Origin of the sequence: Brevundimonas sp. (genome assembly GCF_046295595.1) — a bacterium.
In the GTDB taxonomy this organism is placed as follows: Bacteria; Pseudomonadota; Alphaproteobacteria; order Caulobacterales; family Caulobacteraceae; genus Brevundimonas.
In genome coordinates, this window is the sequence record NZ_JBKBMX010000023.1 from 13,946 (window position 1) to 27,380 (window position 13,435).

The 13,435-nt window shown below is 68.3% G+C and carries 12 protein-coding genes; 5 read left to right on the forward strand and 7 right to left on the reverse strand.

Annotated features, from left to right (window positions below):
• Window positions 1-8: 8 nt before the first annotated feature.
• Window positions 9-299: a hypothetical protein gene (locus ACK4JY_RS13175; RefSeq protein WP_409606437.1), complete on the reverse strand. Its 291-nt coding sequence runs from the start codon at window positions 297-299 to the stop codon at window positions 9-11.
• A gap of 398 nt (window positions 300-697) precedes the next feature.
• Here ACK4JY_RS13175 and ACK4JY_RS13180 point away from each other — a divergent pair, with 398 nt between their 5' ends.
• Both ACK4JY_RS13180 and ACK4JY_RS13185 read left to right on the forward strand, forming a co-directional pair.
• Window positions 698-1,711 carry an AAA family ATPase gene (locus tag ACK4JY_RS13180; protein WP_409606439.1) on the forward strand — a complete coding sequence of 338 codons (1,014 nt, stop codon included), beginning with the start codon at window positions 698-700 and terminating at the stop codon, window positions 1,709-1,711.
• Between the two features lie 40 nt (window positions 1,712-1,751).
• Window positions 1,752-4,223 carry a S8 family peptidase gene (locus ACK4JY_RS13185; RefSeq protein ID WP_409606441.1) on the forward strand — a complete coding sequence of 824 codons (2,472 nt, stop codon included), beginning with the start codon at window positions 1,752-1,754 and terminating at the stop codon, window positions 4,221-4,223.
• 192 nt (window positions 4,224-4,415) lie between these two features.
• Here ACK4JY_RS13185 and groL read toward each other — a convergent pair whose 3' ends face one another.
• Window positions 4,416-6,068, reverse strand: coding sequence for a chaperonin GroEL (groL, locus tag ACK4JY_RS13190; RefSeq protein ID WP_409606443.1), 1,653 nt, complete (start codon window positions 6,066-6,068; stop codon window positions 4,416-4,418).
• 54 nt (window positions 6,069-6,122) lie between these two features.
• Complete coding sequence (gene groES / locus ACK4JY_RS13195; RefSeq protein WP_021698725.1) at window positions 6,123-6,410, reverse strand: co-chaperone GroES; 288 nt, start codon at window positions 6,408-6,410, stop codon at window positions 6,123-6,125.
• Between the two features lie 256 nt (window positions 6,411-6,666).
• Here groES and ACK4JY_RS13200 point away from each other — a divergent pair, with 256 nt between their 5' ends.
• Window positions 6,667-7,080, forward strand: coding sequence for a hypothetical protein (locus ACK4JY_RS13200; protein ID WP_409606445.1), 414 nt, complete (start codon window positions 6,667-6,669; stop codon window positions 7,078-7,080).
• Between the two features lie 136 nt (window positions 7,081-7,216).
• On the opposite strand, the gene ACK4JY_RS13205 is transcribed toward ACK4JY_RS13200, so the two are convergent.
• Together ACK4JY_RS13205 and pgi are read right to left on the reverse strand one after the other, a co-directional pair.
• Window positions 7,217-7,438 (reverse strand): hypothetical protein, encoded by a 222-nt coding sequence (locus ACK4JY_RS13205; RefSeq protein WP_409606447.1) that lies wholly within the window; start codon window positions 7,436-7,438, stop codon window positions 7,217-7,219.
• 112 nt (window positions 7,439-7,550) lie between these two features.
• Window positions 7,551-9,176, reverse strand: coding sequence for a glucose-6-phosphate isomerase (pgi, locus tag ACK4JY_RS13210; protein WP_409606449.1), 1,626 nt, complete (start codon window positions 9,174-9,176; stop codon window positions 7,551-7,553).
• 101 nt (window positions 9,177-9,277) lie between these two features.
• Here pgi and ACK4JY_RS13215 point away from each other — a divergent pair, with 101 nt between their 5' ends.
• Window positions 9,278-9,754 carry a hypothetical protein gene (locus tag ACK4JY_RS13215; protein ID WP_409606451.1) on the forward strand — a complete coding sequence of 159 codons (477 nt, stop codon included), beginning with the start codon at window positions 9,278-9,280 and terminating at the stop codon, window positions 9,752-9,754.
• Between the two features lie 261 nt (window positions 9,755-10,015).
• Entirely contained in the window at window positions 10,016-10,369 is a 354-nt protein-coding gene (locus tag ACK4JY_RS13220; protein WP_409606453.1) for an endonuclease domain-containing protein, read from the forward strand.
• A 190-nt stretch (window positions 10,370-10,559) separates the two neighbouring features.
• On the opposite strand, the gene ACK4JY_RS13225 is transcribed toward ACK4JY_RS13220, so the two are convergent.
• Complete coding sequence (locus ACK4JY_RS13225; RefSeq protein ID WP_409606455.1) at window positions 10,560-11,249, reverse strand: thioredoxin family protein; 690 nt, start codon at window positions 11,247-11,249, stop codon at window positions 10,560-10,562.
• An 11-nt stretch (window positions 11,250-11,260) separates the two neighbouring features.
• Window positions 11,261-13,420, reverse strand: a complete 2,160-nt coding sequence (locus ACK4JY_RS13230) for a protein-disulfide reductase DsbD family protein (RefSeq protein WP_409606457.1) — start codon at window positions 13,418-13,420, stop codon at window positions 11,261-11,263.
• Window positions 13,421-13,435: the final 15 nt, after the last annotated feature.

Below are 13,435 nucleotides of genomic sequence, written 5' to 3' on the forward strand. Positions count from 1 at the left end.
CTCCGGTCCTAACCCGCCCCCTTCACCACCCCCGCCACCGCGCGGAACATCTCCACCGCCTCCCGGTCCCCCATCGTCTCGAAGTCCACCCCGGCGGTCATCCGCTCCAGCTGGCGCACCACATCGCCGCAGTCGGCCCGCGCCTCTGGCGCTTCCTCGACGACCCATTCGGCGATGGCGGCGATGCTCCGCAGCGCCTCCTGGTCGGTCATCTGCCCCTCGGCCAGCCCCGCCACGGCGGCGATCTCGCCGATTTCGCGCAGGGCCCTGCGGCAGGTCTGTGGATCGTGTTCGCTCATCCCCGCCGAACGCCCCGCAAACCCGCCGGTTCACAACCCACCTTCCTTCTCCCCTCGGGGGAGAAGGTGGCCCGGAGGGCCGGATGAGGGGGCTCTATCCGCCACACCGCCGCCCACAGAACAACACCCCGCTCCCCCCAAGGCCGGCGCGCCCCGCGCGCCCGGCCTGCCCAGCCCCGGTCGCCCGCGCCGGTGCGGGTCAAGGACAGGCCGTCCCGGCCTGCCGCGCGAGCGGCGCGCAGCGTCCTTGAGGCGCGCCGGGGCGGGTGGCCCGTCTTCGTTCCTCGCTGCCGATCGATGCGCTTTGGCTCCCCTGCTGCCAAATTCGATTGAATGCGCGTTAACGTCTTCTCATCCATGCTCTACAGTGCGTTCAAGCCAGCCGAAGATTCAGACCCATGCCCGCCGCCAACCAGGTCATCGCGCTGCTCGCCGGCCATCTCGACGGCGACAACGAACAGGTCAGAACGGTCGCGCTCCAGATCGCGGCGTCTGAAGCGCGTCAGGGGCACATCAAGACTGCCGCGACCATGAAAAAGCTGCTCGATCGCCCCCGACCGAGGAACGCTGGTCCGACAGCGATCGCAGCCGTGGGCGCCACCCTGCTGGCGAAGCCCCGAGGAGATCTCGAGGAGCTAGTCACGGTCGCGTCGCCGAAGGCGCGGGTGAGCGAGATGACGCTTACGCCGATGGTTCGCGAGCGGCTGGATCGGATGGTCCGCCAGCAGACCTCCCGCGGTCGCTTGCGCGAACATGCCTTGCGTCCGAGCTCCAAAATACTGCTGGTCGGCCCTCCCGGTTCTGGAAAGACACTGACCGCTAGCGCCCTAGCCGGCGAACTCAATCTGCCTCTGTTCACGATCCGGCTCGACGCAGTCATAACCCGATTTCTCGGGGACAGCGCTACCAAGCTCAGAACCGTTTTCGACCAGATCGCGCAGATGCGCGGCGTCTATCTTTTCGACGAGTTCGATGCGATCGGCGGCAAGCGCTCGGCCGGCAACGACGTGGGCGAGGTCCGTCGCATCCTCAACTCCTTCTTGCAGTTCCTAGAAGAACCCAATGCGACGGACAGCGTCATCGTTGCGGCGACCAATCATCCGGAATTGCTAGACCGCGCCCTCATCCGACGCTTCGACGAGATTGTCGAATATGGTCTTCCGGATGAGGCGGGTGTGCGCGATATCGTCAAGCGACGTCTCGGCGGCCGGGCAAGCCGGTCGCTGAATTGGGGCCGGATTGGCGAAGCGGCGCATGGGCTCAGTCACGGCGAGGTCTCACGAGCCGTCGAGGAAGCGCTTCGCGAAGCCATCCTCGGCAATCGCAAGACGGTCGATCAGCCGTCTCTGATAACCGCGCTCGACGCGCGTCGCGCCATGCGCGAAGCCATGGCTGACTTGTTCAACGAATAGGTGCAGTTTCACGGTCGACTGCCGAATCTGAAAGTCTCCCGTGCTCCGACCTCATCTGCGCATCGACCGCTTCGCTAGTGAAGCTCCTTATCAGCGCCCTAGGGGCGGCGGTGGAAATAGAAACACCTACGGTCGGGCGTTCGGGCAGCACGCCGAGGATCTCAAGCGCGACCTTGCCAGAGCTTGGGCGGACGCCGACGGCCTTTTGTTCCAGCGCGAAGCTCCGGTGGGCGAGCCCGGTGCCTATGTCGCCTTCGAAACCGCTGTTGATGCGCCCCTGCCATCCCTGGAGTGGAAGCGCGAGGGGCTCCGACTGGCGGCCGCCGGTCGGAATGATGAGGGACGAGCCGTCGGCACCGTATTCGTGCCTGACACGGCGAGGGGCTTTCTGGACGAGAAGATCACGGGCTACGGCGCTCAGACAACCGGCCGCACGCAACAGAACGAAGCCCGTTTCGTTGCGATCGACCGTTTTTCCGCAGCCCGCCTGGCCGACCTCTGGGTCGACGGCCGCGACATGCCTGAGGGCGACGCGTCCCAGTGGTGGGAGTGCTGGTGTTGGCCGGACCGCATCCACAATCTTGAAGCCAAGGCGGCGCACATCGGACTGCCGGTCTCGACAGACCGGCTGACCTTCCCTGAGCGTACCGTGGCTTTCGTCTTCGCCAACGCCACCCAGATGGCCCGGCTCGTCAGTGGTGTCGACAGTGTCGCGGAGCTGCGGCTCGGACGCGACACCGCCGCCTATTTTCGGGGCGAGTCGAGGGCTGACCAGGACGGCTGGATCGATGCCTTTCTGGACCTCATCCAAGACGGCCGGTCCGCCACAGCGCCCGCGATCTGTCTTCTAGATACCGGAGTGAACCGGGCGCACCCCCTTCTGTCGATGATGTTGGCGGCCGGCGACCTCCACTCCGTTCGTGCGGACTGGGGTGTGGATGACGATGTTGGGCACGGGACCGAACTGGCGGGGCTGGCCCTGTATGGCGACCTGACTGCGCCCCTGCAGTCCTTGACGCCCGTCGTACTCGATGTGAGCCTTGAGTCCGTCAAACTGCTTCCGCCGAACGGCTTCCCGGCGAACGCACCTGCAAGCCTCGGCCTAGTGACCCAACAGGCGGTGGCCCTGCCCGAGATTGAAGCGCCCGACCGACCGCGGGTGTTCTGCTTGGCTCTTGGTCAACCGTCCGTCGCCGGCCCACGCGCGTCGAGCTGGTCCGCCGCGATCGACCAGTCCGCCGCGGACGCTCAGGTCGAGAACCTCGAAGAGCGTCATCGCCGACTTTTCATCATCGCCGCCGGCAATGTTCCGGACGGCCTCAACGACGAGGCGATGGAGGACTGGGACAGTCATGAGATCGAGGACCCGGGTCAGGCTTGGAACGCCCTCACGATCGGCGGCATGACCGACAAGGCCGTCATCACCGAGCCGGCTCGGGCTCATTGGACGACGGCCGCCGGGATTGCAGAACTGAGCCCCTATAGTCGAGTCTCCGCGACTTGGCATCGCGGCGTCTCGCCAGTTAAGCCCGAACTCCTATTCGAAGCGGGGAACCGGGCGGTCGATCCTTTTGACCAGAGTCACTGGAGCGGCTTGGACTCCCTCTCGATGCTGACGACCGGGCACCGGGTGACCCAAGAGCCGCTGAGCACATCTTGGGCCACGAGCGCTGCGGCGGCGCAGGCCGCGGGTATGGCTGCGCGCCTGCTAGCCGATGATCCGAACTACTGGCCCGAGACCGTGCGCGCCCTGATGGTTCATGGTGCGGAATGGACGCCGCCAATGCTGGCGCGGTTTCAGGCTCTGGCGGGTAAGACCGAACGCATGATGCTGGCGCGGCGGCTCGGTTATGGCCGGCCGAGTCTTGAGCGCGCCAAACGCTCACGCAGCGCCGATCTAGCCTTGGTCTCCCAGGCCTCGATCCAGCCCTTCCGCAGGGACGGTGGAAACGTGCGAATGAACGCCTTCCACTTCTACGCCCTGCCATGGCCCCGTGACTCCTTGGCTCTTCTGGCGGAGAACGACGTCCGGCTAAGAGTCACCCTGTCTTACTTCATCGACCCCAATCCTAGCGCTGATGCTCCGCTCGCGCCGGCCCGTTACCGCTCGTACGGCCTGCGCTTCGACCTGCGTAAACGAGGAGAGACCACGGCGCAGTTCCAGAGCCGGATCAACGCCCTCGCTGAGACGCCCGACGAAGACCTCGATCTGGCTGGCGCCGACAATGATCGTCTGTTCGGAGCCAAGTCCGTCTCCGCCGGATCGTTGCATACGGACGAGTGGCGGTGCGCAGCGGCGGACCTAATCGACCGGGACTGTTTGGCGGTCTATCCCGTCGGCGGCTGGTGGAAGATGTCCCGTCGACCGGAGGTCTCCGACCGCTTGGCCCGATACAGTCTCGTTGTGACCCTCGACGCAGGCGATGTGGAGGTCGACCTGTATAGCGAAATCGAGCAGCGGATCGCCGCCGCCATTGCCGCAGAGGCGGATGCGGCGGTCATTGACACCTGAGGTCTATAGGCCTGTCCGGTTATCAAGCGATTTTGGGCTTCGTATCCGAGTGATGACAATCCGCGGACGGGTGCTGCTCGGCCGAAAGCGGACCTTCCCAAATGTCGCTATGGGTCGGAAACCACACACCAAAAAGGGCGGAGCCTTGCGGCCCCGCCCTCTTCGTTCGATCAGCGTGAGCGAAGCGCGGACTTAAAAGTCCATCCCGCCCATGCCGCCGCCCATGCCGCCCATGTCGCCGCCGCCGGCGCCGGCCGAGGCCTTCTTCGGCGCGTCGGCCACCGCGGCTTCGGTGGTGATCATGATGCCGGCCACCGAGGCCGCATCCTGCAGGGCGGTGCGGACCACCTTGGCGGGGTCGATCACGCCCATGGCGACCAAGTCGCCGTACTCTTCCGTCTGGGCGTTGAAGCCGTAGGTGGCGCCCGGGTTTTCCAGCACCTTGCCGACCACGATCGAGCCTTCGACGCCGGCGTTTTCGACGATCTGCCGGATCGGGGCCTGGATGGCGCGGCGGATGATGGCGATGCCGGCGGTCTGGTCGGCGTTGTCGCCGGTCAGGCCTTCCAGCGCCTTCGTCGCCTTCAGCAGGGCGATGCCGCCGCCGGGGACGATGCCTTCTTCAACGGCCGCGCGGGTGGCGTTGAGGGCGTCGTCGACGCGGTCCTTCTTCTCCTTGACCTCGACCTCGGTCGAGCCGCCGACGCGGATGACGGCGACGCCGCCGGCCAGCTTGGCCAGACGTTCCTGCAGCTTCTCCTTGTCGTAGTCCGAGGTGGTGTCCTCGATCTGCTTCTTGATCTGCGAGACGCGGGCCTCGATGGCGTCCTTCTCACCCGAACCGTCGACGATGGTGGTGTCGTCCTTGGTGATGGTGATCTTCTTGGCCTTGCCGAGCATGTCGAGGGTGACGTTCTCGAGCTTGATGCCGAGGTCTTCCGAGATGACCTGGCCGCCGGTCAGGACGGCGATGTCCTCCAGCATGGCCTTGCGGCGGTCGCCGAAGCCGGGGGCCTTGACGGCGGCGACGCGCAGGCCGCCCCGCAGCTTGTTGACCACCAGGGTGGCCAGGGCCTCGCCCTCGATGTCCTCGGCGATGATGACCAGCGGGCGGCCGCTTTGCACGACGGCCTCGAGGATCGGCAGCATGGCCTGCAGCGACGAGAGTTTCTTCTCGAACAGCAGGATCAGCGGCTCCTCGAGCTGGGCCTCCATCTTGTCGGCGTTGGTGATGAAGTAGGGCGACAGGTAGCCGCGGTCGAACTGCATGCCCTCGACGACGTCGAGTTCGGTCTCGGCGGTCTTGGCTTCCTCGACCGTGATGACGCCTTCGTTGCCGACCTTTTCCATGGCCTTGGCGATCATTTCGCCGACCTCGGTGTCGCCATTGGCCGAGATGGTGCCGACCTGGGCGATCTCGGAGTTGTTCGAGACCTTCTTGGACGAGGCCTTGATCTCGGCGAGGACGGCGGCGACGGCCTTGTCGATGCCGCGCTTCAGATCCATCGGGTTCATGCCGGCGGCGACGGACTTGAGGCCTTCCTGCACGATCGACTGGGCCAGGACGGTGGCGGTGGTGGTGCCGTCGCCGGCCTTGTCATTGGTCTTGGAGGCGACTTCGCGGATCAGCTGGGCGCCCATGTTCTCGAAGGCGTCTTCCAGCTCGATCTCTTTGGCGACCGAGACGCCGTCCTTGGTCGAGCGCGGCGCGCCGAAGGACTTCTGAATGATGACGTTGCGGCCCTTGGGCCCGAGGGTCACCTTGACGGCGTTGGCGAGGACGTTGACGCCCCGCAGCATCTTCTCGCGGGCTTCGGTCGAGAACTGAACTTGTTTCGCGGCCATGTGAGGCTGCTCCTGTCTATGTTTGTGGGGAAAAAGTCGTGGAAACGCCGGTGCTTACGAGAGCACGCCCAGCACATCCGACTCCTTCATGATGATGAGGTCGTCGCCATCGATCTTCACTTCCGTGCCCGACCATTTGCCGAACAGGATGCGGTCGCCGGCCTTCAGCTCGAGGGCGTTGACCTTGCCGCTGTCGTCACGGGCGCCGGGGCCGACGGAGACGACTTCGCCTTCCTGCGGCTTTTCCTTGGCGGTGTCGGGGATGATGATCCCGCCCTTGGTCTTGGATTCTTCTTCCACGCGCTTCACGAGCACGCGGTCGCCGAGCGGACGAAACGCCATAGTTCAGGTCTCCCAAAATCAGTTTCGGTGAAGCCCCGGGGACCGGCTTTGGCAGCCGCCGCTCCCGAGTGCTAACGCGACCGGGAGGTAAGCCTGGCGGGCCCCATCGTCAAGGACGCGGCGGCGCATTTCCGCGCTCCGTCCCGCGCCGGATGAACCCCCGATGAACCGCCGCCCCCCGTCCTGTTCAGACGGACAGGCGCATACGGGGATCTCTCCAGCGCGGATCGCGCCACCAGCGGAAAGGGACCCGACCATGCAGACGCTTTCGAAATTCACCGCCTCGACCGCCATGGTCGGCGCCATGGCCCTGACCCTCGCCGCCGCCTCGCCGGCCGCCGCCCAGAGCCGCTACCACGACCGCGACCAGGGCGGAGACCGCACCGAGGGCCTGATCCTCGGCGCGGTGGTCGGCGCCCTCGCCGGGGCCCTGATCGGCAATGGCGACGGGAAGTATGTGGCCGGCGGCGCGGTCGCCGGCGCCGCCCTCGGGGCCGGCTCGGGCGGCGGGGACGACTGCGACTACTACCGCGGTGGCCAGTGCTACCGGAACCAGGGTCACTGGGAGCGCGAGCACGGCATCGACAGCCGCGACGGCTACGACCGCCGCGAACTGCGCCGCCTGCGCCACGGCGACCGCCGCGACGATCGCTACGACCGCCGCTGGTAGACCAGCTCCCTTTCGTCCGGCCGCGTGAGTTTGGTCGGGCGTGGGCGAGGAAGGCGGGCGCCGGAAACGGTGTCCGCCTTTTTCTATGGGCGGGCTTCGGGGACTTGGCTACGGGCGAGCCTGGCCGTTGGGAACGTCAAAACAGTTCGTTCAGGGTGCCGATGAAGACGGTCAGCACGAGCGCCAGGATCAGAGCCGCTCCAAACACCGCCATGAGCCAAATGGCGATTATGAAAATGCTCGCCGGGACTCGCAGCCAGAGGGGCATATCCCTAGTTGGCGCGATCGACCGTTCCGCCCAGGACCGGGTGAGGGCGGCCACCAGTTCGAACGAAGCGGAGAGGACGATCTGGAGCAAGATTTCTGCCCGGCAAACAGAAGACGCATCGGTTCAATCGGCTCGCACGCTAATCCCCGATAGCTAAGAGTCTGCAAACCACCCATTGCAAACCTCGAAGCGACCCCCCCCCCTACACCATCAACCGCTTCATCAGCTCCGCCGTCGACGGATCCAGCCCCGCCGACGGCTCGCCGGCCTGAACGTCCTTCAGAATCGCCTTCGCCAGCACCTTGCCCAGCTCGACGCCCCACTGGTCGAAGCTGTTGATGTCCCAGATGACGCCCTCGACGAAGGTCTTGTGCTCATACAGGGCCAGCAGGGCCCCGACCGCCTCGGGCGTCAGGGCGTCCAGCAGCACGGTCGTCGACGGCCGGTCGCCGGGGAAGGTCTTGTGCGGCGCCAGCCGGTCGGCCTCGGCCTCGCCCACCCCGGCGGCCAGCAGCTCGGCCCGCGCCTCGGCCCCGGTCTTGCCGACCATCAGCGCCTGGGCCTGGGCCAGGGCGTTGGACCACAGCGGCGCATCGCCCTCGCGCGCGTCCAGCGCCGCGTCCGAGGTGTGGCGCACGACGATGAATTCGGCCGGGACCACCTGCGGTCCCTGATGGATCTGCTGGAAAAAGGCGTGCTGGCCGTTGGTGCCGGGCTCGCCGAACACGATGGGGCCGGTCGCGGTGTCGACCGGCGTCCCGTCGCGCTTCACCCGCTTGCCGTTCGACTCCATCTCCAGCTGCTGCAGGAAGGCCGGCAGCCGGCGCAGGCCGTGGGCGTAGGGGGCGACGGTGCGGGCGTGACGGCCCAGACCCTCGACATTGAACACCTGGGCCAGCGCCAGCAGCACCGGGGCGTTCTTCTCAAGATCGGCCTCGCGGAAATGCTCGTCCATGGCCCGGGCCCCGTTCAGCACCCGCTCGAACACGTCCCAGCCCAGCGCCACGGCGACCGACAGGCTGACCGACGACCACAGCGAATACCGGCCGCCGACCCAGTCGCGGAAGCCGAAGGTGCGGCCGCAGCCCCAGGCCTCGGCCTTGTCCGGCGCCGCCGTCACCCCGACCAGATGTTTGACCATGCGCCGCGGCGACAGGCTTTCGGCCAGCCACGCCTTGGCCAGATCGGCGTTGGCCAGTGTCTCCTGGGTGGTGAAGGTCTTGGACACCACCACCACCAGCGTGGTCGCGGGGTCGAGGCCGGCGAGGGCCTCGCCCATGTCGCGCGGATCGATATTGGCGACGAAGCGCAGGTCGATGGTCGGCTCCAGCGGCCGCAGCGCGTCCCACAGCAGGCGGGGACCCAGATCCGAGCCGCCGATGCCGATGTGGACGATGGCGGTGAACGGCTGTTTGGTCCCGCCCGTCTCGGCCCCCGAGCCGATGTCGATGGCGAACTGACCCATTTCCGCGCGGGTCGCCGCGACCTCGGCCGAGACCGGCTCGCCCAGCGCGCGGAAATCGGCGTCGTCGGCGGCGCGCAGGGCCGGGTGCAGCACCGCCCGGCCCTCGGTGTTGTTGACCGCCTCGCCGCCGAACAGGTCCGCGCGTCGCCCCTCGATGTCGCAGGCCCGCGCCAGATCCAGCGCCGCCTCGAAGCCCTCGGCGGTCCAGCTCTGTTTCGACAGGTCCAGATACAGGCCGGCGGCCTCGACGCCCATCCGGTCGGTGCGGCCCGGATCGGTCGCGAACTGGTGGACGATGCGCGCGCCGGCGTCCTTGCGCGCCACGGCGCGAAGCATGTCCAGGGCCTGGTTTCGGGCGGTCATGAGCGGAACTCTGCGGGGGGAGGGTAAACCCTCGTTTACGGGTGGGGCGTAAGCCGGTTCAACGCCGAAACGTGATTCGGTCCAACATTATGAGGTCCGCCATGTCCTGCGGCGTCGCCCTGGCCGTCTCCCTGCTGCTCTCCGACCCGAACGTGGCCCTCTCGGCGGCTCAGCCGACCGTCGCCGCCGACGCTCCGGTGTCCGTCGCCTCCGAGCCCCTGTTCGCCGACATCGTCGCCCGCTCCGGCGCGCTGCACGGCGAAGTGCAGGGCTGGCTGGCCGCCGGCGCCGGCGATCAGGCCGGCTTCTTCACCGGCCCGGCCTTCAGCCGGTTCAAGAGCCAGGCGTCCGAGCTGGCCGCGCTCGACCTGCAGGGGCATCTGATCCTCAAGGAACGCGGGACCGACAACGACCTGAAATGCATCCTGCGCGGCATTTCGGAAGATATTCCGCTCAAGGTCGCCGCCGTCGAGGCCGCCCCGACCCCGGCCGAACGCCGCGTCGCCCTCGACGAACTGGCCTATCTGCTGAACGACAACGTCGAGGTCATCACGGCGCCGCCCGCGCCGGCGAGCTGATCCCTCTCCCATTGGGAGAGGGCTTGAGCGCACGACGGCATAGCCGTCGTCCTTGCGCGAAAGGGTGAGGGTCGATCCCCGACCTTCGGCGAAGCCGTCGCAGGCCGGAGCGGCGGCTTACGCCGACTGTGCCAGCCGACCCTCATCCGACGGGGCTCCGCCCCGCCACCTTCTCCCAATGGGAGAAGGATCACACGCGACATTCACCCGCCGCGGTTGTGATTGCTTTTCCAGCCGTGCCTGTGGCCGTAGCCTCGCCCCATGGCCGGCCCCCGCACAGCCTTCGCCCGAAACCAGCGGCAGCAGTCCGGCTTGGCCGAGCGCCGGCTATGGGAACTGCTCAGGGCCGGACGGATCGATGGCCACAGGTTTCGTCGCCAGCAGCCCATCGGCCGCTTCTTCGCCGATTTCGCCTGCGACCGGCTCCGACTGCTTCTCGAGATCGACGGCGGCGTTCATCGTCTCGACGAGGTGATCCTGCGGGATCATTGGCGACGGACGGAACTGGAAGGTCTGGGTTGGACGGTCCTTCGGTTTGCGAACAACGAAGTCACCGAACGTCCGGACCGGATCCTGGCCGCCATCCGTTCACACGCTGCCGCCCTCAATCTCTGATCCTTCTCCCATTGGGAGAAGGTGGCCGGGCGGAGCCCGGTCGGATGTGGGTCGGCTGTTTCAATCGGCGTAAGCCGCCGCTCCCGTCAGCGACACGGCTTCGCCGACCCCGACACCCGACCCACACCCTTTCGCGCGACCGATCACTTCGCTCCCGGGCGCTCAAGCCCTCTCCCAACGGGAGAGGGGCTCAGACCGTCTCCGGATATTTGACCGAACAACCGTACGGCGTGGCGAAGGCGGTGCGCACCGGGCGACCCGCTTCCAGATCGTCCAGCGCGGCGCGGACGAAATTGTTCGCCCCTTCCAGATCCTCGACCTTGTTGGTCGGGCGGTCGTCGATGCCGCCGACGAACCGCAACACGCCCTCGCCGTCGATCACCCGCATGTCGGGCGTGGTCTTGGCGTCGTACAGCTTTCCGATCGCGCCGGTCGGGTCCAGCAGCAGATGCGTCGCCGCGCCATTGGTGCGGGCCTTCCACTGCCGGGCGGCCTCGCCCTCGACATGGCCCTGGGTCCCCGGCGCCGAGGAGATGATGGTCAGCCAGACGACCCCGTCGGCGACCGCCTCGCGCTGCAGCGCCTGCATCGCCCCGGTGTAGTGTTTCTGCACATAGGGGCAGCCCTCGTTGGTCCATTCCAGCACCACCGTCTTGCCGCGGAAATCGGCCAGCGAGCGTTGCGCGCCGTCGGCGTCGACGAGGGTGAAGGCCGGCGCCGCCTGACCCGCGACCGGGGCGGCCCCGGCTTCGGCGGTTGCGGCCGCGGGAGGGACGGGGGTTTCGGCCGCATCGGGCGCGGCGGCCTGCGGCTGGCAGGCGGCGAGGGGGAGGGCGAGGAGGGCGAGGGCGGAAAAGGCGACGGCGGTCGGGCGTTTCATGACGAACTCCTTCAGGGTCGGACATCCTTGAGGGCGTCGACGACGACCCCCTCGGTCAGCAGTTGCGGCAGGATGCGCGGCTCGGCCGAGCCGGGCGAATACAGCAGATACAAGGGAACGCCGGACCGGCCGTGGCGCTGCAACTCGGCGGTGATGGCGTCATCGCGCCGGGTCCAGTCGCCGACCAGATAGACGGCGTCGGCCGCCTCCATCGCCGCCGCGACCTTGCCGGAGCCCAGCGATGTCCGTTCGTTGATCTTGCAGGTCACGCACCAGTCGGCGGTGAAATTGACCAGCACCGGCCGACCCTTGGCGAGCGCCGCCAAGACCGCGGCCTGCGACCATGGCTGTGAGGGCAGGGCCGAGGTCCGGGCGGCGGGGCTGTCCGTCTCCGGTGGCATTCCCGCGACGCCGCCGACCAGTCCGATGGCGAGGACCAGGGCGACAGCGGCGGCGACGGCGCTGACCACGGCCGTTCCGCCCTCGGCGCGCCGCGTCTGATTGATTCCGACCAGCCACAGGCCGAAGGCCGCGAGCACGACGGCGATCAGCAGCAGGCCGAGGGCCTCGGCGCCGCTCTGACGGGCGAAGACCCAGACCAGCCACGCCGCCGTCGCATACATCGGGAAGGCCAGCAGCCCCTTGAGCCGCTCCATCCACGGCCCCGGACGCGGCAGGCGCGACAGCAGGCCCGGCGTCAGGCTGACCACGACGAAGGGCAGGGCGAGGCCCAGCCCCAGCATCAGGAACACCGCCAGCGCCATCGGCCACGGCATCAGCAGGGCGGCGCCGAGGGCGAAGGCCATGAAGGGGGCGGTGCACGGGGCCGCCACCACGACCGCCAGCGCCCCGGTGAAGAAGGCGCCGACGCCGCCCGGAAGTCGCGCCAGCGGCCCGGATCCGGCGCCCTGCAGCCCCGCGCCGACATGGAAGACGCCCGACAGGTTCAGCGCCACGGCCAGCATCAGCAGGGCGAGGCCCGCCGTCACCGCCGGCGACTGCAGCTGGAAGCCCCAGCCGACCGCCTCGCCCGCCGCCCGCAGCGCCAGCAGAACGCCCGCCAGCAGCAGGAAGGTCGCCAGCACCCCGGCGAGGAAGGCGAGGCCGTCGCGCCTCGCATGGGCCGGATCGTGGGCCGAAGCGGTCAGCGCCGCCGCCTTCATCGCCAGAATCGGGAAGACGCAGGGCATCAGATTGAGGATCAGTCCGCCGAGGAGGGCGAACAGCGCCGCCTGGGCGAAGCCGGCCCAGCCTGCGCCTGTCGTCGCCGCCGTCGTCGCCGCGTCGTCCCCGGCCTGCGCCAGGTCGCCCGAGCCGGAGGTTCCGGCCAGGACCGGTCCCGGTTCGGCGGTCACCTCCCAGGCGCCGTGCGCCGTCGACAGGACGCCGGCGACCGGCCCCTGCAGGCCGCCGCCCCGCACGCCGCCGCCGGCCTGCATCCGCAGCGTCAGCCCCTGTGGGCCCCATGAACCGCTCTGCGGCGCGGGATGGTCGATAACGCCGCCTTGGAAGGGGAAGAAATAGCTCGGCCCGGGATCGCGCCCGGCCAGCGGTCCGCCGGCGGCGCTCAGTGTCAGGACGCCGTTCTCCACCGCGATCCGGGCCTCGATCCCGGCCGGGCGGGGCGCGGTCTCGAGGATCGTCTGGATCGCCGCGCCGTGGCGCGGGTCAAGCGGGGCCGCGCCCTCGCGGACCGGCAGCTCCAGCGTCAGGGTCAGTTCGTCCGGCACACACATCTCGGCGCTGCAGACGAGGAACAGCGCCCGCACCGACAGGGCCAGGGTCGTGCCCGGGGTCGCGGTCGCGGGAATTTCGATCGGGACCGGCAGATAGCCCTGGCCGGAGTAGCCGTAGTTCATCAGGCCGGACAGGCGCTGGCGCTCGGGCAGGGGCCAGACGATGCCGCCGGCCTCGACGCCCGCGGGCAGGCTCCAGGTCAGGGTCGTCGCCCCGCCGGAATCGCCCGGATTGCGCCAGTAGGTATGCCAGTCCGGCTCGATGTCCTGACGCACGGCGACGATGGCCGTCGAGCCGGGCGCCGCCCATTGCGACATGGCGACCAGTTCGGCGGCGATCCGTTCGGTCCGCTGCACGCGCCCGTCCTGCGCCGCCGCCATCGACGGAGCGCCCAGCAGGGCGAGCAGGAGGATCAGTCGGAACAGGCGGGTCACGCGGCGACCTTAGCC